Source organism: Alteromonas sp. ABH2_165, from assembly GCF_056159945.1.
Genome location: NZ_JBSWWF010000002.1, coordinates 529,533 through 553,725 on the forward strand (window position 1 = coordinate 529,533; position 24,193 = coordinate 553,725).

A 24,193-nucleotide genomic window follows, 5' to 3' on the forward strand; every position below is an offset into this window, starting at 1 on the left:
TGATTAAGGCTCTTTAGATTTATTAACGGCGGTGTTCTGCATAACTGGCGCGGGTATGTATTGCAGGCACATAACCAGTGGTACCAGGATCAGAAATAAACCGGCGAAAAATACAAATATGTCGGAAGCGGCGATAACGGTCGCTTCCCGTGTAAACAGATTGGCTACGGCAGAGGTGACATCGGTGCCTGGCATCGCTCGCCAGCCCGACGCTTCATCTAACATATAAAGTTGATTGGTACGGGTACTGTCAGACATGAACTGGCCAATCAATGCCGAGCCCGCAAGGGTACCTAGCGAGCGTAAGGTATTTATAATGCCTGACAAGAAGGGCCCTTCAGACGGTACTACCACGCTGGTACTCATAAACAGCAAGCACACGATAGCCATAGGCATGCCCAGCGCATACAGGCACTCGATAAGGACAAACTCCTGCATTTTCCATTCATGCGTAATGAATGATGCCAGTCCGCTTGCGGTGGCCATCAGCAACAAACCAATAATGAAAATGACTCTTGCATCTACCCATTTCTGGTACAACAGAATGGCAATCACCGATCCTAAAATGAGTTGTGGAAGGCCCACAATCAGTCCCAGCGACGCAGTTTGCTCTACTTTCAGGTGATGAAGCTGCTGCAGAATAGATGCAGGAAAGCCCACGGCGGTGGTCATGGCGATAAGCATGAAAAAGAAAATGATAAAGCCAATACCGATGTTTCTTTTTGCCAGTAGTTGGAAGCGCACGAAGGGAGCGGGATGAAACCATTCAGAAATACCGAACAGCAGCAGCAAGCCCGAGCCAGCAAAGAAGGCAGCTTGAATTACTGGAGAGTTAAACCAATCGAGACGGCTGCCTTGTCCAATGCCGATGGCAAGACAAATCAACCCGCTCACGCCAATCACCAGTCCCATCCAGTTCGCCTGTTTAAGACGAGGCAGTGCGGGTGGCATTTTGGGGATGCCGTAATACACCAGTCCTGCTGAAAGTAGCCCAAGCGGCACCACCTCCCAGAATATCCAGCGCCAGTCGTGAAGATTCGAAATAATGGCGCCAGTTAGCCAAAGCGCCACATTTGGCGAAAAGGTGGCAGTAAGGGCGTAAAGTGCCAGCCCGTGAAGTCTGATTGGCGGCGGTAAAAAGCGCAGCGCAGACATCATCAGCAAGGGGATCAGTGCGCCAGAGAAAACGCCTTGCAACAGACGCGCCGCGTACATCGCACATGGATGATGAATGAAAGGCAGAAATATGCCAATCACTATCACACCGGCTAGCATGGCAATATGAAAACGCCGCAGTGAGAAGGTGATCGCAAACCAGCTGGCAAATGGCATGGCTGCCAATTCACCCGCGGAATATAGCGTGTCCATCCAACTGGCGATATCGTGGCTCATGTGCATCGCACCTTGCACATCAAGCAAGGCTAAGCCGACTACCCGGCTGTTCAATCCAGAAAGCATGGCGGCCAGCAAAATACCCAGTAGCCCCATGGCCAGCCTGAAGTCAAAGACGGGTCCTTGTGGTACCGCTTTACTCATTAATTGTGTCCTGCATAGCCAGATGCTCGCTCTGCTCACCAGACGGGGCTTCCAACCAACTGCGAGTGACCGCGCGTTGCAGCGCTACCACGTTCAGCTTGAATTGGGTGTCGTCCATTAAATAACGTTGTTTTGCATTCAGGCGAGCGAGATTCGCTTCCACCACTTGCAAACGACTGGCTGCGCCCTGCGACAACTGATTCAAGGCGGAATTCACCACCTGGTCCCAACTATCAAGGGCTTCGGACTGGGTTTCCCGGCGCAGTTTCGACTGCTTGTAAGCAGATAGCGCGTTGTCTACTTCATGCCAGGCACGCAACACCGTGTCCCGGTAGGAAATGGCAGCCTGTTGCTGACGTACTTCGGTGAGTTCCAGATTCTTCTGTAGTGCGCCGCCATCGAAAATAGGCAGGTGAAAAGCGGGGCCAATCATGAAATTACGAGAATTCCACGTAGCGGCCTCCGGTAAGGTAAAGGCCTGAAACCCAAAGCTGCCATCCAGGCTCACGCGGGGATAGAAGTTCGCTTCAGCGGCATCGATGGTGGATATTGCTGCACGCAGGCGGGCTTCCGCGGCCAGTATGTCTGGCCGGTGGTGCACGGCTTCAGAGGGAATGCCAATGTTAACTTGTTCAGGTACATTAATGGGGTCACTGTTGAGTTCGATGTGCAGTTCGCCCGGCACTTTGCCCGTGAGGTAGGCAAGACGATTGCGTAATGTTCGCTCTTGCTGCACCAGTGTGGGCAGAATGCTTTTACTCGAAAGTAAGGCTGCCCGTACGCTGTCTACCTCGGTTTGCGCGGCTGCGCCGTTGCGACGGCGACTTTCTGTATAAGTTAGCTCTTCAGCGAGCAAATTAACCCGCTCAGTGGCCACATCTTGCATAAACAAGGTGTTCTGCAGCTCCAGATAAGCATTCACAATTTCAGCCGATAACGAAATGCGCACCACATCGGTGGCGTACATCTGGGCGTTAATTGTTTCGCTGGCTGCTTCCTGAAGTTTTTCCTCGTACCCCCATAAATCTAATTCCCAACTGGCAGCCAAGCCAGTATTCCACAGGGAAAACCCGGAACTGGGCGCGCCCAATAAGGCTAGAGGCGAGTTCGCGCTAATAGCCTGGCGGTCGTAGCCACCGTGTAAATCCAGTTTCAGCGCATCGTTCGACTCAAGCAGGCCGAGATTTATCTGTGATGCTTTCACCCGGCTCATAGCGAGTTGCAAGTTATTGTTATAACGCAGTGCATCGTTAATCAGCGCATTAAGCTGCGCATCATTGAACATTGTCCACCATTGCTGTTTGGCACTGGCGCTGGAAAGTCCGTTGTATTGCGTTAGATCCATTTCTACGTCTGACGGAGTTGCGTCTGCCTGGCTCACTATTTCAGAGCGATGGGCACAGCCGGTTAAGGAAAGAAGCAATGTCAGGGTGAGAAGAGATGTGGAGAAGGCTTTCATACACTCCCTTAGGTATAAAATTAAAATAACGCCCAAACTGTACTGAACGGTTTAGTTTTATTCAAGAGTGAATTATTTGTCTTGCGCTAAATGGGGGATTAATTCCGTTTTGCTGCAATTAAATTGGTACAGTCAATAATAGCTTCAGCACCTTACTTCTCATCGCATAGTTTGCGAACAGTGAGGGCTGCCAGGTAGCAGACACATTTTGTAAACAATCTAATCGTTACCGTGCTTTGAACATCGCCGCATTTTGTTTAATTTAGTCTTTCCTCTCTGGCCTGATTCAGATGTTTCAGCGCCTCGGAACAGTTGCTATTACAAGGATTGATATTTGAAAACGCTAACTGCTTTTCTATTGCTGTGTGTGAGTTTCTTAAGCTGGTCACAGTCTGCACCTATGGTGGACGTATACCTTGATAAGAGCGTTACAGGAACTTGGAAGCTCACTTACGTTCTACCTGAACCCACTCATCGCCTGGCTTTTGTCAGAAATCCTGATAATTCCAGAACCACACGCTGGACTCCTGAATCCACTGAGTTTGAAATTGCTTTTCAAGACGGTAATGAGTATTTGCAGCGCGGCGACGGAAAAATGTTTAAAGAAGTCTCGGTGACGTTGACATCAGACTACAAACATCTTTCAAAAGACTATGCGCCATTTTCACCGTATTCAGATGGCGGCACACTGATATATTCCGGACGTTTATTCAGTTGTCCTCAGGACTGCAAAGGTAATGAGCGCTGGCGCTTTACACTGACTGCCCAGAAGAACGACAAGATTGTGGTAAATGGTCGTCTTTATACCGGTAAGGCTAGCTGGATTGATGAAAACGACGGAACCAATGTGTATGTCGGGCCGCAAGAACCAGTGGAAACAGGCAATGTGATTGCTATTGTCGACAAAGGCTTGCCGGAAACCTTGAAAGCCGCTTTGAATTCGGAAATTCCCCGATTGATGGACTATTTTGAGCAGCGGTTAGGCAGAATTGAGGGGGTGAAACCTACATTGTTCGCCTCTTACGCCATGGTTGACGGCCATTCGTCTCAAGGCGGCACATTGCCACATCAGATATTCATGCACTGGAATGTAAACAACCTCATTGAGCGAGAAAACGATAGCGACTTTATTAATGATACCCTGTGGTTCTTCGCTCACGAAGTTGCAAACTTTTATCAGAGCCCTGGTAGCGAGAGACTCCCTATAGAGCCTGAATCATCTTGGATCCACGAGGGGCACGCAGACTGGTTGGCAGCCAGAGCGCTAACTGAATTGTATCCCCGCAGTGAAGATTATGTTCAGCAACGGATAGCGCGGGCAGTAACTGACTGTGAGAACGGACTTTCCACGATGTCTCTGGATAAAGCGGCTACTTCTGGGCGTTTCGGGATCTATTATTCCTGCGGCCTTCTCATTCATCGCGGCATAGATCACGCACTTCTGTATGCGGAGAAAGGCGACACTTTCGCATTATGGCGGGCTTTCAGGGAAATGCCGGTGAACGAGAACCAGAGTGGCAGGTCTCGTTTCATTTCGTTAATTGCAAATGAATTACCGACTGAGTTTGTACAAACCGTGAGACAAGTTTCAGAACAGGCGCTGTCAAACCCCAAGGAAATATTAAAGCGTCTGGATACTGAAGATATAACACCTCGCGCAGACGATATTGAATAAGTCAGCTCGAACACTCCGCGTTAACCGTCAGCCTGCTGTCAGCTAAATATGTAATGGTTTGTGTCAGAATCGGCTCGTCGCACGTGAAAGCGTCTGAACGGCTGGTAAATTGGTTTACTTTCTGGCCGGTGCTATATTGGCAAAAAACAACAAGATCACATCATTATGAATCCAAAATCGCTGTTTAAAATTTCCTGTGTTGCAGCCGCAGTAGGGCTGCTCGCATCCTGTTCTCAAACACCCACGGCAACAACTAAAGCAACAACCGCCACCGTGGCAGATGATACCGCCTTTTCTGTTAATTATGAAAAGTTCACCCTCGATAACGGATTGGAAGTGGTACTTCACCAAGACCATTCCGACCCGATTACCGCCGTTGCGCTCACCTTCCACGTTGGCTCTGCCCGTGAACTGGAAGGCCGAACCGGCTTTGCCCATTTGTTCGAGCATTTGTTGTTTCTGGAGTCTGAAAACTTAGGTAAAGGCGGCTTGGATAAGATGAGCTCACGCATTGGTGGCTCTGGCGCGAACGGGTCTACCAGTCGCGACCGCACCAACTATTTCCAAACTGTGCCTAATGACGCGCTGGAAAAAATGATTTGGGCAGAAGCCGACAAGTTGGGCTACTTCATTAACACGGTAACCGATGCGGTACTGGCCAAAGAAAAGCAGGTGGTAAAAAACGAGAAGCGTCAGGGCGTAGATAACCAGCCTTATGGTCATGCCCGCTATGTGATTGGCAAAAACCTGTACCCGGAAAGTCACCCTTACAATTGGCAGGTTATTGGCTCGCTGGAAGACCTGCAGAATGCCACCTTGCAGGATGTAAAAGACTTCTACAACAAATGGTATGTGCCAAACAACGCAACGCTGGTAATTGCCGGCGATTTCGACCCGCAGCAAGCAAAAGCCTGGGTACACAAATATTTCGATGAAATTCCCCGTGGCGACGATATTAAACCACTGAAAGAACGTCCGTCTGATCTCGAAGAAACCAAAAAGCGCTTCTACGAAGATAACTTCGCCAGATTACCAGAGCTTAGAATGGTATGGCCTGGCGTAGCGAATTTTGAAGATGACGCTTATGCGCTGCAAATTCTCGGTGAACTGCTGGCTGGCAGTAAAGAATCGCCACTGCAAAAAGTGCTGGTGGATGAGAAAGAGCTGACAAGCGATGTTTACTTCTATAACAGTACTTCTGAAATTGCCGGCGAAGTGAATCTAATCACCCGCGCGTATCCTGGCACCGACCTCGATGATGTGCAGGCTGCCGTGAATGAAGCCTTTGCCCGATTTGAGAAAGACGGTTTCAGTGATGATGAGCTGAAACGCGTAAAAGCCGGACTGGAAACCGAATTCTACAACGGGTTGTCAGATGTATTGGGCAAGGCCTTCCAGCTGGCGCAGTACAATATTTTCGCCGGCGACCCGGGTTATATTAATGAAGATCTGCAAAAGTCGCTGGCAGTAACCCGCGAAGACATCATGCGGGTATATAACACCTACATTAAAGGCCAGCCGTTTGTTGCAACGAGTTTTGTGCCGAAAGGCGAACAGGAACTGGCATTAGCGGGCTCTACTCCGGCGCAGGTTGAAGAAGAAGTCATTGTGGCGAATGGTCGCGGCGAAGACTTTGAATTACCCGCAGAAACTGAATATGCCCGTACGCCATCGAGTTTCGATCGCAGTGTTGAGCCTGCCTATGGTAAGGCGCCGGTTCCGGCCATTCCTGATGTGTGGCAAACTCAATTACAAAACGGAATGGCGGTATCGGGAATTAATAATACCGAATTACCGCTGGTGGAATTCGCCCTTACCATTAAAGGCGGTCATCTGCTCGAAACGGCGGAGAAATCAGGAACTGCGAATCTGCTGGCCGAATTGCTTACCCGCGGTACGACAACGAAAACACCGGAACAACTGCAAAAAGCCATCGACATGCTGGGTGCCAGTATTCATGCTGGTGCAAGCAGTGACAGCTTCACTATTTCCGGTACAACGTTATCTCACAACTACGCAGAAACCATGGCACTGGTTACCGAATTGTTGTTGGAGCCCCGTTGGGATGTGCGTGAATTTGAACTGGCAAAACAAAGCACACTGAGCACGCTTGCGCAGCAAAAAGCCGAGCCAAACGCCATTGCCAGCATTGAGTTTATGAAGCGGCTTTACGGTGAAGACAGCATTTTGTCGATTCCCGCAACAGGCACCGAGGCGTCAGTTAACAATGTGACCATGGCAGATCTCAAAACATACTATGAGAACTACCTTACGCCGTCGGTTGCTGACTTCCTCATTGTGGGTGATGTGAAACAGCAGCAAGTCACTGAGTCGCTGACAGAACTGACTGCGAAATGGAAAGCGAAACAAGTAGCCCTGCCAGACTTTGGCACACCGGCTAAACCTGATGCCTCAAAAGTGTATTTCTATGATGTGCCAGGTGCTAAGCAATCTGTGCTGCGTTTTGGTTATCTGGCTCTGGCAGAAACCGATGCAGACTTCTACCCGGCAACAGTAATGAATTACAAACTCGGCGGTGGTGGTTTCGCGTCGCGTCTTACTCAGGCACTGCGTGAAGGCAAGGGTTACACCTATGGCATTCGTTCTGGCTTCCAGGGTTCAGATAGGGTGGGCCCGTTCCAGGTTTCCAGTGGCGTGCGCACTAACGTTACTTACGAGTCTGCTGCGTTGGTAAAGGAAATTCTTGAAGACTATCCAGCGTCGTTCACAGAAGAAGACTTGGCTAACACCAAGAGCTTTATGGAAAAAAGCACCGCGCGCCAATTTGAAACTTATGGCGCTAAACTGAATCTGTTAGAGAAGGTGACTGACTATGGCTGGGAACCAGGATACGTAAATCAGCGCCTGGAAACAGTGAAAGGCATGACAGTTGAAGAGATCAAACGTCTGGCTAACACCTATGCCGACCCTGAGCACATGATTTGGCTAGTCGTAGGCGATGCAGAAACGCAATTACCACGGCTGAATGATTTAGGCTTCGGTGAACCTGTGTTGCTGAATCCGGCAGAATAAGTCGCAAAAATAAGAAGCTCGCCAACTGGCGAGCTTTTTTAATACTGTAGAACTGAGCGCGACTATTAACGCTTAGAACGCATAATCGACAACAAACACATCATCCAGAATATCCAGTTCGCCGAGTAAATCGGTAAAGCGCTTATGGTCAGGGTGGGGCAGGTAAGCCTCTCGGGCCGCAACATCGGTGAAAGTCAGTTGGAATACGTGGGTAAACCCCTTGTTCAGACCTTCAGGGCTGTTATTCACCCCCATCTCAAAAGACAAGATCCCAGGGATTTTCTCTGGCAGTTGGCTGAAAGCCTGATTGATTCTTTCTATCTCTGACGGATCAGCGCCATCTTTATATTTAAATACCACAATATGACGAACCTGAGATTCATCGGCAGAAACAGTCGTTGTAAAAGCGGTCATGAGCAGGCACCAGCAAAGTAGTAAGTTTTTCATTGATTCTCCGGAAAACTTATCCGCATATCGCGATGTTAATAACAACCAGATAATATCGGACTTTTGCCGCTTTATGTGACAAAAATTGCCGTCAAATTGAGTCTTGTTGTTTTGCGCGGGAGGTAATTTCGGCCGGTTTTCCTGCCACCATCGACATCGCCGGTACATCTTTATTCACCACCGAGCCGGCTCCGACAATAGCGCCATCGCCAATTTTTACGCCCGGCAAGATCACCGCATTGGCACCTATCCATACTTGCTTTCCAATTTCCACCGACGCTGAAACGTCGGCAACCACACCATCTGCTTCCAAAGGAAAAGCGCTCACCACCACATTGGGGCCGAAAAAAGTGCTTTCGCCCACCGTGATCTCATCGCCAGCGAGTAACGTGAGGTTGTGGTTTGCAAATACGAACTTGCCGAAGGTTACTTTGCCTTCTCCGGCCAGATGGAACCTGCTCTCCAGCCAACATGGCCCATTGCTATTCAGCAAGGTTTTCAATGCATTACGCTTCTGCTTGGGGGGCACATCTACGTCATTTATCACGTCGATAAAGGGTTGATGCAAGGTTGTAGCGGGAAAGCTATCGCGAATGTGCCTAATATTTCCGCACCTGAATGCTATTGGGGTCAAAGTTCTTTCTCTTTGAAAACTGAATGGATAATATGCAATGCGCTTTATCTAATACTAAGCGAAATAAATAGAAATACTACACTCCCGGATTGGCGCGATCTCGCCAAGGATCTGTCAGACGATCTGGCGCTATCTTTGCACAGGTTGCAGATTAAGAAGTATGTATTTGCTAACAGGACATTTTTTTGACGCTAAAGTTAGCGCCGCAGTGGCCGTTAACTTACCAGAAATACGAGTAAAAAGTGACTGTCAGCAAACGCACTCTGGCCACGTTTATCAGAAATGGAATTTCGCCACTGGTTCCTGGCTCCCGCCGGTTACCGGTGTAAGAGAATGTTGGTTGTCAGAAAGGTTCGTCTACACTTAACAGACAAGCTAAGTGATGCAGACACCTTTTTCTGAACCGGGTTTTAACAAAAGCGAACTTATTCTATGTACATCGGTTGGACTAAATATCTGAAGCTGCGCTTTCAGCCAAAACGCTCAGACGTCACCATAGGGGTTGCTCTGTCACCAGACACGGCGACCTTTACGGCATTACGCCGCAAAGCCGATGAGTTTTACGTTATATCTGAAGTTTCGGTTCTTTATTCCCAATGGAAAGCTCAGTTATCTCAGTGGGTGACGAAGCGTAAGCTAACTGGGGCAACCTGCCACGTCGCGCTTTCTCAAAACTGGTATCAACTTTTGCAGATCGATCGGCCTAATGTGCAAGAGGACGAAGTCGCAGATTCGCTGGTGTGGCCGGTGAAAGAATTGATTAATTTCGAAAGCCCCATCGTTCTCGATTATTTCGATTTACCTGTACCGCTAGCGGGCAGTAAAAAAGTGAATGTTGTTGCCATGCCCGAGAACACCGTAGAGGACATTGTGGCTGGGTGCATAGAAGCGGGGGTGAGATTAGACAGCATTTCTGTTGAAGAACTGGCGCATTGCTCGCTGCTACCTGTGACCGACGAAGCGGTGGTCACACTAACGCAGGAAGCCGGTGAAGAAATCATTCTCAATATTGTGAAAGATGGCCATTTATATATTAGCCGTCGACTAAAAGGGTTCGAGAATCTGGCGGCATTTTCTGCCGAAGAATTGAGAATGGGTGTGCTCGACGGGCTGTGTATTCAAATTCAGCGCTCCATGGACTTCTTTGAAAGCCAGTTACGACAACCGCCAGTAAGAAAAGTGGTGTTGCACATTAACGCCGCGCAGCCAGAAATCATCGTTCAACAAATTTCTCAGGTGGTCTCGGCATCTGTCATGGTGATGGATCTAAATGCTGTAGTAAATGACCCATCAGACTCGCTGACAAATTTAAGTAGTCTGGGAATGGCACTACTGCCTTTCAGAGCAAAGCAAGTGGAAGCCAAGCAGGAAACCGCCGATGAAAAGTAATATAAACCTTTATCATCCGCGCTTTGCACCTAAGGTCGACTATCTGGCACTGCCCAGTATTACCCTAGTCTTTGTGGTTTGCGCATCTGTCATGCTGCTTATCGGTTTATCGGCACATTTTATGGCCTCCCGGGCTGAAAACGCCTACGACGCCGTTGAGACACAAAATCGCATGTTACAAAGCCAGGTAGACATGTTGCAGGCAGAGGTAAGCAACTGGAAACCTGATGAAGCCCTTACCACGGAAGTGGAAGATATCACCCGGAATTTGGAAAAGCAGGAAAGGGTGTTAGAGGAACTGCGACGCCGTTCTCCGCTTCGGTACAAAGGGTTTAGTGTGCTGTTCAACGACCTCGCAAACGAATCATCATCAGATTTATGGCTGGAATCCATTATGGTGTCTGAAGCCCGGATGGACTTTACCGGTGAAGTCTCTTCCCCTGCCGCGTTTCCTCAGTGGTTACAGCGCTTAAGCAATACCACTAGCTTCAATGGTAAGCATTTTGAAGAAGCAAAAGTTTTTCTTAAAGACGATGGCCTTAAATTTGAGTTAAGAACACTAAGAGCGGCAGAGAATGCAAGCGGGGTGGCACCATGAGCGCTCCCAGTTTAAACGAAAAATTTGCCGCTCTGTCACAGCGCGAAAAGGTGCTGACATTAATATCGGGCCTGGCACTGATTTTTATGGCCGGCTTCACATTTTTCATTGAGCCCGCGATAGACGATTATTCCAAGTACCGCACCGATTTAGCTTCAGAAGAAGTTAAGCGTCAATCGTTGAATGCCCAGCTTGAACTGTATTCAGAAGCATTGTCGTCTGATCCCAATGCCGAACTCAATGCTGAGCTCGCTCAGCTTAAAATTCAGAAGAAGCAAGTTGAAACTGTATTTGCGAACGAGTTAAACGAACTCGTCACGCCCGGACAAATGGTGTTTCTGGTTGAACAGGTATTCAATCACGCCACCAGTTTAACGCTTATTGAGATGTCTTCGCTGAATCCGGTATCGGTTTTTGCCGGCAATGAAGAAATGGCCGACGTGCCACTTTATCAACATGGCGTGTCGCTCACATTCAGCGGTCGGTATTTCGATGTGAAGCAATTTATTGAGGCGCTGGAAGAACAGACTCAACAGCTATTCTGGCGTGGTATTGATTATAAAGTCACAAGTTACCCGCTAGCTGAAGTTAACGTTGAGGTATACACCTTGAGTACAGAGAAGGCATTTATCGGTGTTTAACAGTAAATCCATGCGCATTCTTGTCAGCCTACTCGCTATAGCAACCAGCGCTGTGGCGGCATCTGGCGATCCAACACGACCAGGACGCAGCTACAAGGGCACGTATGCACAAAAACCGGCCTCTGCAAATTACAAGGTGTCTGCCATTTTTGTGAATGGCGAGCGACCTCAGGCAATCGTAAATAATCGACTGGTAAGTGAAGGCGACCGCTTCTCAGATGCGGTGGTGAAGAAAATAACCAAACAGTCAGTGGTGTTAAACCAGCAGAAAGACGGCAACTGGCAATCAATCACGCTTACAGTCGGTAAAGCGTCATCGAATAAGTTTAGTATCCGCAGCGCGGATAAGTTTTAGGGATCAGGCAATGCGTAAAGCCACAATCACCTTATTAGCCACCATGGTACTCAGTGCTTGTCAGTCGGCACCTAAAGAGTCGGCGGTCGAACGCTCATTGAAGCAGGAACTGCAAGCTCAACTGGATGCTGAGAAAGCCCGTGAGGAAAAAGCCAGTAAGTTAGACAAGCTACCAGATGCCGTTAATTCGGCACTGCTGGACAAACCGGTAGGTACGTCGATGCCCACGGCACTGCAAGGCCCTGAGAAGTACGATATCAATGCGCAAGGTGTCGATGTGCGTCAGTTCCTTTCTGGCCTGGTGTCAGAAACCCCTTACAGCGTTGCTGTGCATCCTGACGTTACGGGTTCAGTGAGCCTCGACCTAAAACAAGTCTCTCTGGATGAGACAATGGCGCTGCTTTCTGATCTCTATGGCTTTGACATTCAGCGCTCCGGCAATGTGTTCAGAATTTTGCCCGCTGGTATGCGAACAGAAACGTTTGCGGTGAATTACTTACTGATGAAGCGCGATGGTGCCACGCAAACCAGCATTATCTCGGGTGGCGTGTCGCAAAGCGCAAATGGCGGAAATAGCCAGAGTAACAACAACGGCAATTTCAGTAACTTTGCTGGCAGTAATGCTAATGGTGGCGGCAGTCAGTACAACAACATGAATGCCAATAACAATGGCACCATGATCAGTACCCGCACAGAAACCAATTTCTGGGATGATCTGCAAACCAGTCTTGAATCCATGCTGGGCCAGGATAACGGACGCGCGGTATTTGTGACGCCTCAGGCTGGCTTGGTAACAGTACGGGCATTACCGTCTGAGATCCGTGCAATTAAGCGCTTCCTGCAAGTGTCCGAAACCCACTTACAACGTCAGGTGGTACTGGAAGCACGCATTCTGGAAGTGGTATTGAGCGATGGTTATCAGCAGGGAATAAACTGGAACGAGATTGTCGCTAACGTGGGCAGTACCGATTTAACCTTCTCTTCAAGCGCCGCCGCATTGGGTAACAGCATTTCTGCCAGCTTGGGTGGGGTAACGAGTTTATCGTTCCTGAATCAGGACTTTTCCGGTGTGCTGAACCTGCTTTCTACCCAAGGTAATGTGCAGGTGCTCTCAAGCCCTCGTGTCACTGCCACCAATAACCAGAAAGCGGTGATAAAGGTGGGTGATGATGAATATTTCGTTACCGATGTTTCCAGTCAGAATACCATCACCGCAGCATCTACTTCCGTGGTACCGAATATCGAGCTAACCCCATTTTTCTCTGGTATTGCGCTGGATGTTACCCCGCAGATCGACGACAAAGGAAGCGTGCTGCTGCATGTGCATCCGTCAGTGATTGAAACCGAAGAGCAGACCAAAGTGGTCACGCTTAATGAGGAAGAAATCGTGTTGCCACTGGCGCAAAGCACCATCAGAGAATCGGATACCGTGATCCGTGCGTCATCCGGTGAAATCGTGGTCATTGGCGGTCTGATGCAAACAACACGTTCTGACAACGAAAGCAGAACGCCGCTGCTAGGTGATATTCCGGTACTGGGTAACCTGTTTAAAAACAGACGTGAGCAGGAAACCAAGAAAGAATTGATTATTCTGCTGAAGCCTACGGTGGTTGAACCGGGCACCTGGAGCAAGCAAATCGAAATGAGCCGCTCGCAAATGGCAGACTGGTTATACGTGGAATAGAACATGTATCTGAGCCACTTTGGCCTGCAAGAGCAGCCTTTCACCCTGACTCCCAATACCCAGTTTTACTTTGGGTTGCCTAGCCACAACGAGGCGATGGAGGTGTTGCGAACCGCACTTGATGCGGGGGAAGGCTTTATCAAGGTGACTGGCGAAGTGGGCTCGGGCAAAACGCTCCTGTGCCGCAAACTTCTAAACGAATTACCTGAAAATTTCCCAACGGCTTACATTCCCAACCCTATGTTGGCGCCACAGGAATTCCGTCGCGCTGTGGCGGCCGAGATTGGCGTGGTTTTGCAAGAAGGTGGTGATCAGCAGCAGTTTACCCGGCAAATCGAAGACAAGTTAATTGAGAAAGCGTCGGAAGGTCTGTCGGTGGTACTCATTGTTGATGAAGCCCAGGCAATGCCAGATGAAACCATTGAAGCATTGCGCCTGATGACCAATTTAGAAACCGAATCAAAGAAACTCCTTCAAGTGGTGCTGTTCGGGCAGCCTGAGCTCGATCAGAAACTGGCTTCGCCCCGCCTTCGCCAGCTTCGACAACGTATTACGTTCAGCTATAAGCTAAGAAAGATGGACGCCGATCAGGTAGAACAATACGTACATCACCGGCTGCAAATTGCTGGCTATAAAGGCGCGCCCGTATTCGGACACAAACAATGCAAAGCAATGGTTGCAGCGTGCCACGGCACCGCGCGACTTATTAATGTGGTGTCACATAAAGCGCTGATGCTGGCTTACGGAGAAGGTAAGCATGAAGTGTCATTGGAGCACGTAAAGTACGCCGTTAACGACACGGAAGCCACCCGTGGTGCCGTGATGAATCGATTCATGGGATGGGCGGTTGCTGCTTCCACCGTTGTTTTCCTTACGGTCTCAATGTTTGTGATGTGGCAGACAGGAGGCGGTTGGTGAGTGTAATCAACAAAATGCTGCGGGATCTAGAAGGGCAAAATGGCCAGAATCCCAACGGCAAAAATTACCAGCCTTCATCGTCAACGGGGTCGTCGTTACCGGTTTGGCGCATTGTTGTGTTGAGCATTTTGCTCATTGCGGCTTTAGTGTGGAGCTGGATGACATTTACTGACAATCCAGCACCGGTGAGCGCAGGCAAGTTTGTATCAAACCCGGTGCCGGCGTCAGTGGCCAATGCGGCTGCAGCGCCACAGCAAGCTATGAGTAACAATACAAGTGCTGCAAGTGTCGAAAGCACCGCACAAGCTGCGACTCAACCCGCCTTGAATATGAATAGTGGTATTGCTTTTAATGGTGACAGTGAGTCGCCGGTACGAAAGCTGACGCCTACAAGCGAAAATAACGAGCCGGTGCTGATCCCACAAGCGGGAAGCGAAGGTTTGGTGGCAGTGGAAAATACATCGCAATCGCAGCCACTAATTCAAACAGAACAAACAGAACAAACAGAACAAACAGAACAGACAGGTGTAGCAGCAACCCCCGATGTGCCTGCCAGTAGCGCGAGCGCCTCACAGACCAGCCAGTTTAATGATGCTCAGGATGCGCCGCTTATCGTGTTTGCCAGCAAAGATGAGAATCAACAGCGCCCGCCGGCAAATCCTACCCCTCAACCGGATGCGATTGCAGAAAAGCCAGCTACCATGAAAGTGGCCAGAGCGACGCCCAGAGAGGTGGAAGCCACGCTACGCGACGAAATTGACCGGTCGATGAAAAGCGGCGACACCCGGGAAGCGATTCGTTTACTTAATAAGCTCACGCAGCGAGAGCCCGATAACATTAGCGTACGCAAAAAACTCGCCTCTGTGTATTTCGCCGAAGGTCAGATAGAGCAGGCACAACAGCTGCTGGAACAAACCTTAGTCAAGGTGCCGGCGAACACCAGCGTCAGGCTGATGCTGGGGCGTTTGTACGTGCAGCAAAACATGCATTCTCTGGCCTGGGAAGCGATACGTGAGCCTGCACTGACCAACGATACCGACTTTTTAGGCTTTCGTGCCGGGTTTGCCCAGCAACAGCAACGCTTTGAAACCGCCCTGGCAGACTACAATACCCTGGTGGCCTTGCAGCCAGGGGATGCCCGCTGGTGGCTGGGACTTGGCGTAGCGTCAGATAAAACGAATCGAAGCCACATGGCTGTGCAGGCTTATCAAAAGGCGCTCCGGTTACAGGAACTGGATGATGATGTTGAAACCTTTATTCGCCAGCGAATAAGCGAACTCTCGGAGTAACCTATGAATCAGCCGAAAATACGCTTAGGCGATCTGTTAGTACAAAATGGCTTGATCTCAGACGAACAGCTGGTTTCGGCGCTGGGAGAACAGCGTAAAACCGGCCGTAAGCTGGGGGCTACTTTGATATCCATGGGGTTGGTGTCAGAGCAAGCTTTACTGGAGTTGTTATCGCGCCACTTAAATGTGCCGCTGATTAATTTGGAGCAGTATCAGGTAAACCCCAATGCGGTAAAACTTTTACCTGAAATACAGGCCCGCCGATATCGCGCCTTAGTGATTGAGGACAAAGGTGACCGCCTGCTGGTGGCCATGAGCGATCCTGCAGACCTTAACGCTCAGGATAATCTCTCTGAATTATTAACTAAGCCATTCGATACTGCCGTTGTTAGCGAAGCGCAGCTTTATGATGCCTACGACACGCATTATCGTAAAACCGATGAAATTGCTTCATTCGCCACCGAACTGGCTGAAGAATATCAGCAAACCGATGATTTCACGTTAAGTGCCGGGGTCGAAGAAGAGCAGGACACCGCGGTCTCACGGCTCCTGCAGTCTATTTTTGACGATGCGGTGATTGCAAAAGCATCAGATATTCATATCGAGCCTGATGAAAATAAACTGCGTATTCGTCAGCGTGTTGATGGCATGTTGCAGGAAACGGTAATTCCTCAGGGCAACATTGCAGCGGCTCTGGTGCTTCGCCTCAAACTCATGGCCGGGCTGGATATTTCGGAAAAGCGTTTGCCTCAGGATGGGCGCACTCAGGTAAAAGTGAAAGGCCATCGTATAGACGTGCGTTTATCTACCATGCCGGTTCAGGCTGGGGAATCTGTGGTTATGCGTTTGTTGGACCAGTCGGCAGGAGTGCTCACCCTCGACCAAACCGGCATGCCAACGGCTATCCTCAATCGATTTCGGGCCTTGTTGCAGCGTCCTCATGGCATGATTTTGGTTACTGGCCCCACGGGGTCAGGTAAAACCACCACGCTCTATGGTGCATTGAGTGAACTGAACCAACCGCAGCGCAAAATTATTACTGTTGAAGATCCGGTGGAATATCGTCTGCCGCGTATTAATCAGGTGCAGGTAAACGCAAAAATCGACCTGACTTTTTCCAGTGTGCTGCGCACAACCTTACGTCAAGACCCCGACATCATCATGGTGGGGGAAATGCGGGATCAGGAGACCGTTGAAATTGGTCTGCGCGGCGCTCTAACGGGGCACTTGGTGTTGTCTACCTTGCACACAAACGATGCCGTATCCAGCGCAATTCGTCTGCTAGATATGGGCGCGCCGGGATACTTGGCAGCGAGTGCCCTACGAGGCGTAATTGCTCAGCGTCTAGTTCGGCGAATTTGCGACAGTTGCGAAGAAACTTACACGCCCACTTCTCAGGAGTTGTTCTGGTTAAAACACGTCGATGAAAACATCGGTGAAGTGGTGTTCAAGCGTGGCCGTGGCTGTCAGAAATGCAGTCAAACCGGCTATAAAGGCCGAATCGGTGTGTTCGAGTTGCTGGAAATGAACGATGCAATGATGGACGCGCTAAAAATGGGGGACACCGTGGGGTTTGCCCGCCATGCCCGGGATAGCAAAGGCTACCGGCCGCTGGCCTATGCCGCACTAACCTACGCGAAAATGGGTATGACCTCGGTAGACGAAGTACTCAAACTATCAGAAATGGTGGCTGAAGCGGGAACCGATACCGAGCAGGCTGAGGATACAGGCGAGTATGGCCAAATATAGTTATACCGCTCGCGAGCGCACCGGGGAATTAACCGAAGGCGTTATTGAAGCTACCGACGAAAGCGCGGTAGCAAAACTGTTGCTTGCCCGTAACGTGGTGCCTATTCGTATTGAGTCGGCAAAGGAAGAGGCGAGCCCTGGGGCAGCGAAATCATCTGAAGTGCACTGGTATACGCCAAATGTCGCCCTTGAGGAATTGGTGATTTTCTGTCGGCAAATGTACTCGCTAACCCGGGCCGGTATTCCAATATTACGTGCCGTGAGTGGCTTAGCCGAATCCAGTAGCAGCGTGCGTATGCGCGTAGCATTGCTGGATGTGATTGCACAGCTTGAACGGGGTCGTACTTTATCATCGGCACTCCACCTTCACAGCGATATCTTTAACCAACTGTTTGTCAGTATTATCCATGTGGGTGAAAACACCGGTCAGCTCGATGCCGCCTTCTTGCAGCTCGCCGAGTACCTGGAGCGTGAGCAGGAAACACGCAAACAAATTAAGGCTGCAACCCGTTATCCCATCTTCGTTATTGTCGCTATTGTTGCGGCTTTTATCGTTCTAAACGTTTTCGTTATTCCTAAGTTCGCCACCATGTTCGCTAAATTTGGTGCAGAACTGCCAACCATGACCCGTGTGTTGTTGTCGATCTCGGATTTTATGATTCATCGCAGCTACATTCTGGTGGCTATCGTTGCGCTTATCGGGTTTGCGATTTACCGCTATATCAACACCCAAACCGGTCGTTACAAGTGGGATCGCATGAAGCTTCGATTACCCATAGTGGGTGAGATTATTCGTCGCTCCCTGCTTGCCAGATTCAGTCGCAGCTTTTCCATGATGCTGCATTCCGGGGTGCCGTTAACCAATGCGCTAAACCTTGTGGCCGATGCGGTCGATAACGCTTATGTGGGTGCTGCAATTATTGAAATGCGCCAGCGCATTGAAAAAGGGGAAAACCTCACACGGGTGAGCCGGGCAAGCGGGCTGTTTACACCCATGATCATGCAGATGATAAACGTGGGCGAAGAAACCGGTCGGGTAGATGAACTACTGGCAGAGGTGGCCGGCTTTTATGAACGGGAAGTGGACTACGATTTGAAAAGTCTCACTGCTCGCATAGAGCCTATACTTATTGTTTTTGTGGCCGGAATGGTTCTGGTGTTGGCACTGGGTATCTTCTCGCCAATGTGGGACATGATGAGTGCCATAAAGGGGGGCCGATGAGAAAAAGTATCGACACCGCCGAAGGCGAACAGCGGAAAATGTACATCGGCATTGTGTCGACCCTGGTGTTCGCCATATTGATGGCCACTTTTATCATCTATTTTTATGAGAGCGAGCCAAACCTGAAAGGGCAAATTCTGTATCAGCGGGGTGAAGCGCTTGAAGATGCGGCCATTACGTCTCACTGGCAGTGGCAAGCTGAGGGGCGTCCGCAGCGGATTATTCTGGTGCACTACAATAGTGATGGAAAAGAAACCGATCGCAGCCCAGTTGCGATGAATCTGGCGGGGTGGCCTGAAGTGAACGCCTCATCGGAAGGATGTCAGCGGGTTTGGCAGATGCTGTTGCACCAACCTATGGAAGTCGATGGCTTCAGGGTGCGCGGTGAATTTTATGATGAATCACAAGGCGAAGGGCGAGCCGACAATTCTTACTGTCGATTTAGTCTGAGTAGCGGTGATTACTTTGATTACGCTATTTTTCGCGGCGACGTGATTTATGACGATGAATAATTTGTCCGTACGCAAAAAATTTTATCATTTGGAGAATCAAACCATGGAAACGCAGCCTATCCAACGCGTCAATAAGCAGGCGGGCTTCACGCTCATTGAGCTGACAATCGTAGTTGTTTTGCTGGGGCTACTTGCTGCTGTAGCGATTCCGCGTTTTCTGGATGTCACCGAAGATGCCGAAAACGCCACCGTTGAGGGTGTTGCTGGTGGCTTTGCCACTGGCGCGGGATTGGTGCGTGCGCAATGGGAGCTCGATGCCAGACCGGAAGAAAACGGTGGCTCAAATCTAACGTTTGTCACCCTCGACGGTGTCGAGGTGGGCGTTGATAGAGATACTGGTTATCCAACCGGACAGCTTCTTAATGATGGAAGTTCGGAAGATACCAATATGACCGATGCAGATTGCCAGAGTGTGTTCAGCTTGATTATGCAGAGCGCACCTAGCATCACATCGATATGGAGTAACGTGCCAACGGAGCGATACCGTTACTACACCGCAGTCCGCACGGGGCAAGGCTCTGGTGGTAATGACTTGTGCTATTATTACTTAAGTCAAACCATTAAGAATCTTAACAGTGCGCCAGTGGATAACACTCAGGGAAATGGATTTATATACGACTCACGGATAGGTCAGGTTATTGTTTTTACTAACAACAACGATCAACTCATAACCAACTAGCCGTTGAAATAGCCGATAATACATTTAGTTTAATTTCCAAGTCAGAGGTACTGAGCATGCAACAACGTGGTTTCACATTAATAGAACTGGTCATTGTGATCGTCATTTTAGGTATTTTAGCGGTTACTGCAGCACCGCGTTTCATTGATTTACAAGGAGATGCCCGCGCATCTACCCTGCAAGGCGCAAAAGCAGCAATGACCAGCGGTATGCAATTGGTTTATGCGAAATCTGCAATTGCAGGTGAGCAAAATAACGCAAACGCTGGCGACGATACATCTCGGGTTACCATTAACGGTAACGCAGTAGAGACTGACTTTGGTTATCCAGATGCTGAGACAACCACGACCATTGGTATTCTGAATCAATGGATTGAGCTGGAAGATGCAGACTGGGATCTGACTGCTGATCAGCCTGCCGCTGGTCAGTTTGTAGTGACACCTCAGGGTGTGACCTATAACGCAACAGCAGCCAGTGCTTGCCAACTGATTTTCACCGAATCTACCGGCGCTAATGTTGCACCAGTCATCACATTGGAAACTGGCGGCTGCTAACCGGACAATTAAATGAAAGAAAATGTAGGGCGCGCTAGCCCTACTGGTAAAGTTCAGTCGGGGTTTACCTTGGTCGAGCTCATCATAATCATCGCGATTCTTGGCATTATTTCCGCAATGGCCATTACGCGTATGGATGAGGGCGCAGGGTATGACGAGTATCTGTTGCAGAAACGCCTGCATAGCGCGTTGAGGCATGTTCAGATGCAGGCGATGCATGATACCCGTGACGGCTATTGCTACCGGCTGAACTTTAACTATTCCCCCGGCACTCAAAATTTCGGTCCTCCCGTGAGTAATATGAGTGCAGCCTCGGCTTCTGATTCATGTTCATCCTCTATAGCATTTAATGCGCCTGATTATTTGCGTACCAGTGCCGGTGAAATGCAGGGCCTTGATATTACAATGAACGGTGTAGATGAAGGCGCTTCAAGACCCATGTACATCGGTTTTAATAATGCGGGTCGTCCGCTAACTGCGGGGGCATCTTGTGCTTCAGGCAATGGTTGCCGGTTTTCATTCACTGGCAAGTCCACGGTGGGTGTATGTGTTAATGGCGAAGGGCTAATTTATGAATGCTAGCCGCGGATTCACATTGCTTGAAACCGTCATTGGGCTGGCTATATTTGCCATCGTTATGGCTACCACTGTGCAAATGATTGCCGAGCAATCCAGACGCAGCATGGAGCCTATCTGGCAAAGTCGTGCTGCCGAACTGGCGCGTTCCATTCTGTCTGAAGCGCAAAACAAAAAATTCGACACCCGCTCCAGTTCTAACCCTGCCGATCCCCGCTGCAATGAAAATGGCAGTCGCTGCTCTCAAACCAATGAGTTAGGCCCCGGCGGCGGAGAGCAACGTCAGAACTGGGACGATTTTGATGATTTTCATCGACTGTATCAGGTAGGTGCGGATATTACTGATAGCCGAGGCGTTCGCTTGGTAAACCCTGATGGCTCGGCTATGTACGAAGGCTTCGCCCTATATGTGCGCGTTCACTACGATGACAATACCGACGGCATTGACGATGACGATTTAAATCAGGATGGGGTGTACGATACCGGCACCTATGTTGGCAACGTAAAGCGCATGGTGGTGTATGTGAATACCCCCGGTGGTGATTGGGTGCGGTTTTCTGCGATAAGGTGGAATATTCGATGAATGCCCGTAGACACGCCGGCTTTACCCTTATCGAAATGGTCACCGTTATTGTGATCCTCGGTATCGTGGGAATAGGGCTTAGCAGCTTTCTTGGTAATGCAATGCTGCTGTTTAGCGGCAACGTTGAACGGGACCAATTGCTCAGTGAATCCCGTTTCGCCATGACAAGAATGCAAGAGGAAATGCGTAAGGCCGTGCCCAATAGCTTCCGGGTCGCAGGTAATAGCAGTACGCATTGTGTGGAATTTGCGCCTACACTCTGGCAAATAAACTATTTTTCTATTCCTCAAGGCTCAACATCCAGTCGGCGCGTTGAGATGTTTTTCCCTCACGACCCCGACGGTAACATCTGGGTGATTGCTGCCGGCCAATACCTCACGGTAAACCCACAACAGGCCGCTGACGTTTATGATGAAGGGCGCAATCGCCGGGCACGGGTAGAGTCGTGTTCCGACGGTGGAGATGGCAACTGTGCCACCCGGGATGATCCCGACGATGTCATTCAGGTGAATGTAAATCGCGCATTTGCCAGTAGCTCTGGTGCAAGACGAGGGTATTTGCTTAACCGTACGGTAAGCTATTGTGTTTCTAACGGCAGCCTGTGGCGTAAAGAAGGAGCGCTGGAAGTGAACCAGAACTTTTCTTTATCTGGGGCCACGGTGGTTGCAGAGCATGTAACTAATCCGTTGTCGTCTAACCCTGTTACCGATTATCAATCGACCAACCCGTTTGCGGTATTTTCTGGCGTGTATCCGTCTGGCAATTTCGTGAAAATCAATCTGTATTTTAACAGTTACGACGAAGTGGTTAATCATCATGAAGAGGTTGGCAGTGTATTCACGCTTTAAATCTTCCATGAAAAAACAGCAAGGCAACATGCTGGTTATGGCCATGTTCGCCATGGTTATTTTGTCTTTACTGGGCATTAGCATGGCCACGCTACTGACATCATCAGAGCGTACTATCGTGAATGAAGTGATCGGTGAGCGGGCAGAGCAAGCGTCACGGGCGGGGTTGGAAATTCTGATTTACGCAATTCAACCTGCCAACGATTCTACCATTTATATTTGTAACGCCAGCTTCAATCTGACAAGGTTCTCCACCTTGGAGGGCATGGAAGGCTGTTCCGTTGTTGTGCGTTGTGATACCAGAGATGTGAGCTTCAGTGGCGGCCGTGATTGGCACTACGAGGCAAAATCAACAGCAACCTGCTCCGCGGGTGATTTTACCGCGGTAAAAACCAACACCCGCAGTATGACCCGCCGCTTTAACTACTAATTCGAAATAAAACGTAAATTAGCTTGAACAGAATGAGATCGCGCTGGTCAAACATCGGGTTCAGCCGTTTTTTTGCACTAAAATGTCTGAGGCTAAATTTAAGTCGACATATAAGCGGGATTTTTGCGGCATGAACAGTGATTTGCTTGCCCAAACTCTGACCCGTTGTTAAAGTGTGCGGATATATACTCAAACTACTTCTGAACCATCTTTCACGAGGTATTTTGAGTATAATCTTCATTTTGCAGTCACGCCGAAAGACATGCCCGAACAAGAGGTATGCAGGCGCAATAACAGGAACTGGCATTTCATGTTTAAAAAGCTTCGAGGCATGTTTTCCAACGATTTGTCCATCGACCTCGGAACGGCTAACACGCTCATTTACGTAAAAGATCAGGGCATTGTACTTAACGAACCGTCTGTTGTGGCAATCCGTCAAGAGCGCGCATCAGGACCAAAAAGTGTTGCCGCAGTTGGCTCTGAGGCCAAGCGCATGTTGGGTCGTACACCTGGCAATATCCGTGCAATTCGCCCAATGAAAGACGGTGTAATTGCCGACTTCTACGTAACAGAAAAGATGCTTCAGCACTTCATTAAGCAAGTGCATGACAACAATTTCTTACGCCCAAGCCCGCGTGTGCTGGTTTGTGTGCCTTGTGGTTCGACTCAGGTTGAACGCCGTGCGATCAAAGAATCTGCCCTGGGTGCAGGTGCCCGTGAGGTGTATTTGATTGACGAGCCAATGGCAGCGGCCATCGGTGCCGGCTTACCGGTATCTGAAGCGACCGGTTCAATGGTGGTCGATATCGGTGGTGGTACCACTGAAGTTGCGATTATCTCTTTGAACGGCGTGGTGTATTCCTCTTCAGTTCGCATTGGTGGTGATAAGTTTGATGAAGCGATCATTAACTATGTTCGCCGTAACTTTGGTTCTCTGATTGGTGAAGCAACCGCAGAGCGTATCAAGCACGAAATCGGTGCGGCTTACCCTGGCGATGAAGTCCGCGAGATTGAAGTACGTGGCCGTAACTTGGCTGAAGGCGTACCGCGTGGTTTTGTACTAAACTCTAATGAAATTCTTGAAGCATTGCAGGAGCCGCTAACCGGAATCGTGTCTGCGGTAATGGTTGCCCTAGAGCAGTCTCCGCCAGAGCTTGCATCAGACATTTCTGAGCGTGGTATGGTGCTTACCGGTGGTGGTGCGTTATTGAAAGATCTCGACCGACTGCTCATGGAAGAAACTGGTATTCCGGTAGTTGTAGCCGAAGACCCGCTAACCTGTGTGGCCCGCGGTGGTGGTAAAGCCTTCGACATGATTGATATTCACGGCGGCGACCTGTTCAGCTACGAATAACATCAAATAATCAGGCTACCGAAAGGTA

At 49.5% G+C, this 24,193-nt stretch carries 22 protein-coding genes and 1 pseudogene; 19 read left to right on the top strand and 4 right to left on the bottom strand.

Translation table 11 applies throughout. The features are described from left to right. Window positions 1-3: 3 nt before the first annotated feature. Window positions 4-1,536, bottom strand: coding sequence for an MFS transporter (locus ACXAFQ_RS06860; protein ID WP_474818935.1), 1,533 nt, complete (start codon window positions 1,534-1,536; stop codon window positions 4-6). After that, entirely contained in the window at window positions 1,529-2,995 is a 1,467-nt protein-coding gene (locus ACXAFQ_RS06865) for an efflux transporter outer membrane subunit (RefSeq protein ID WP_474818936.1), read from the bottom strand. The genes ACXAFQ_RS06860 and ACXAFQ_RS06865 overlap by 8 nt, the downstream gene beginning before the upstream one ends. Before the next feature lie 334 nt (window positions 2,996-3,329). Here ACXAFQ_RS06865 and ACXAFQ_RS06870 point away from each other — a divergent pair, with 334 nt between their 5' ends. Beyond that, the gene (locus tag ACXAFQ_RS06870) at window positions 3,330-4,670 is read left to right on the top strand and encodes a hypothetical protein (RefSeq protein WP_474818937.1); all 1,341 of its coding nucleotides are present in this window, start codon (window positions 3,330-3,332) and stop codon (window positions 4,668-4,670) included. Window positions 4,671-4,835: 165 nt separating this feature from the next. Further along, on the top strand, window positions 4,836-7,703 hold the full coding sequence (locus tag ACXAFQ_RS06875; RefSeq protein WP_474818938.1) for a M16 family metallopeptidase: 2,868 nt from the start codon (window positions 4,836-4,838) through the stop codon (window positions 7,701-7,703). 72 nt (window positions 7,704-7,775) lie between these two features. On the opposite strand, the gene ACXAFQ_RS06880 is transcribed toward ACXAFQ_RS06875, so the two are convergent. After that, a complete protein-coding gene (locus ACXAFQ_RS06880) occupies window positions 7,776-8,150 on the bottom strand; it encodes a Dabb family protein (RefSeq protein ID WP_474818939.1) in 375 nt (124 codons plus the stop codon). Between the two features lie 91 nt (window positions 8,151-8,241). After that, the gene (locus ACXAFQ_RS06885) at window positions 8,242-8,784 is read right to left on the bottom strand and encodes a DapH/DapD/GlmU-related protein (RefSeq protein ID WP_474818940.1); all 543 of its coding nucleotides are present in this window, start codon (window positions 8,782-8,784) and stop codon (window positions 8,242-8,244) included. Between the two features lie 432 nt (window positions 8,785-9,216). Here ACXAFQ_RS06885 and ACXAFQ_RS06890 point away from each other — a divergent pair, with 432 nt between their 5' ends. From ACXAFQ_RS06890 to ACXAFQ_RS06970, 17 genes and pseudogenes are all read left to right on the top strand, one after another. Beyond that, window positions 9,217-10,173, top strand: coding sequence for an MSHA biogenesis protein MshI (locus ACXAFQ_RS06890; RefSeq protein ID WP_474818941.1), 957 nt, complete (start codon window positions 9,217-9,219; stop codon window positions 10,171-10,173). Then, a complete protein-coding gene (locus tag ACXAFQ_RS06895; RefSeq protein WP_474818942.1) occupies window positions 10,163-10,771 on the top strand; it encodes a hypothetical protein in 609 nt (202 codons plus the stop codon). Before ACXAFQ_RS06890 ends, ACXAFQ_RS06895 begins: the two co-directional genes overlap by 11 nt. Beyond that, complete coding sequence (locus ACXAFQ_RS06900; protein WP_474818946.1) at window positions 10,768-11,412, top strand: hypothetical protein; 645 nt, start codon at window positions 10,768-10,770, stop codon at window positions 11,410-11,412. The genes ACXAFQ_RS06895 and ACXAFQ_RS06900 overlap by 4 nt, the downstream gene beginning before the upstream one ends. After that, window positions 11,405-11,767 carry a hypothetical protein gene (locus ACXAFQ_RS06905; protein ID WP_474818950.1) on the top strand — a complete coding sequence of 121 codons (363 nt, stop codon included), beginning with the start codon at window positions 11,405-11,407 and terminating at the stop codon, window positions 11,765-11,767. The genes ACXAFQ_RS06900 and ACXAFQ_RS06905 overlap by 8 nt, the downstream gene beginning before the upstream one ends. A gap of 10 nt (window positions 11,768-11,777) precedes the next feature. Beyond that, window positions 11,778-13,451, top strand: a complete 1,674-nt coding sequence (gene mshL, locus ACXAFQ_RS06910) for a pilus (MSHA type) biogenesis protein MshL (protein WP_474818952.1) — start codon at window positions 11,778-11,780, stop codon at window positions 13,449-13,451. A gap of 3 nt (window positions 13,452-13,454) precedes the next feature. Further along, a complete protein-coding gene (locus ACXAFQ_RS06915) occupies window positions 13,455-14,369 on the top strand; it encodes an ExeA family protein (protein WP_474818956.1) in 915 nt (304 codons plus the stop codon). After that, window positions 14,366-15,658: a tetratricopeptide repeat protein gene (locus ACXAFQ_RS06920; protein WP_474818960.1), complete on the top strand. Its 1,293-nt coding sequence runs from the start codon at window positions 14,366-14,368 to the stop codon at window positions 15,656-15,658. The genes ACXAFQ_RS06915 and ACXAFQ_RS06920 overlap by 4 nt, the downstream gene beginning before the upstream one ends. A 3-nt stretch (window positions 15,659-15,661) precedes the next feature. Further along, window positions 15,662-17,407: a GspE/PulE family protein gene (locus tag ACXAFQ_RS06925; protein ID WP_474818962.1), complete on the top strand. Its 1,746-nt coding sequence runs from the start codon at window positions 15,662-15,664 to the stop codon at window positions 17,405-17,407. Continuing rightward, window positions 17,394-18,629 (top strand): type II secretion system F family protein, encoded by a 1,236-nt coding sequence (locus ACXAFQ_RS06930; RefSeq protein ID WP_474818964.1) that lies wholly within the window; start codon window positions 17,394-17,396, stop codon window positions 18,627-18,629. The genes ACXAFQ_RS06925 and ACXAFQ_RS06930 overlap by 14 nt, the downstream gene beginning before the upstream one ends. Beyond that, complete coding sequence (locus ACXAFQ_RS06935; RefSeq protein WP_474818966.1) at window positions 18,626-19,141, top strand: hypothetical protein; 516 nt, start codon at window positions 18,626-18,628, stop codon at window positions 19,139-19,141. Before ACXAFQ_RS06930 ends, ACXAFQ_RS06935 begins: the two co-directional genes overlap by 4 nt. Before the next feature lie 43 nt (window positions 19,142-19,184). Further along, window positions 19,185-19,820 (top strand): pilus assembly FimT family protein, encoded by a 636-nt coding sequence (locus tag ACXAFQ_RS06940; protein WP_474818968.1) that lies wholly within the window; start codon window positions 19,185-19,187, stop codon window positions 19,818-19,820. Window positions 19,821-19,876: 56 nt separating this feature from the next. Continuing rightward, window positions 19,877-19,970, top strand: a pseudogene (locus ACXAFQ_RS06945) (type IV pilin protein); the annotation flags it as partial. A gap of 416 nt (window positions 19,971-20,386) precedes the next feature. After that, window positions 20,387-20,956, top strand: coding sequence for a prepilin-type N-terminal cleavage/methylation domain-containing protein (locus ACXAFQ_RS06950; RefSeq protein ID WP_474818971.1), 570 nt, complete (start codon window positions 20,387-20,389; stop codon window positions 20,954-20,956). Then, window positions 20,946-21,533: a type IV pilus modification PilV family protein gene (locus ACXAFQ_RS06955; protein WP_474818975.1), complete on the top strand. Its 588-nt coding sequence runs from the start codon at window positions 20,946-20,948 to the stop codon at window positions 21,531-21,533. Before ACXAFQ_RS06950 ends, ACXAFQ_RS06955 begins: the two co-directional genes overlap by 11 nt. Then, on the top strand, window positions 21,530-22,381 hold the full coding sequence (locus ACXAFQ_RS06960) for a prepilin-type N-terminal cleavage/methylation domain-containing protein (protein WP_474818980.1): 852 nt from the start codon (window positions 21,530-21,532) through the stop codon (window positions 22,379-22,381). The genes ACXAFQ_RS06955 and ACXAFQ_RS06960 overlap by 4 nt, the downstream gene beginning before the upstream one ends. Before the next feature lie 7 nt (window positions 22,382-22,388). Continuing rightward, entirely contained in the window at window positions 22,389-22,811 is a 423-nt protein-coding gene (locus ACXAFQ_RS06965; protein WP_474818984.1) for a pilus assembly PilX family protein, read from the top strand. A gap of 310 nt (window positions 22,812-23,121) precedes the next feature. Beyond that, entirely contained in the window at window positions 23,122-24,165 is a 1,044-nt protein-coding gene (locus ACXAFQ_RS06970) for a rod shape-determining protein (protein ID WP_070125118.1), read from the top strand. Window positions 24,166-24,193 lie beyond the last annotated feature (28 nt).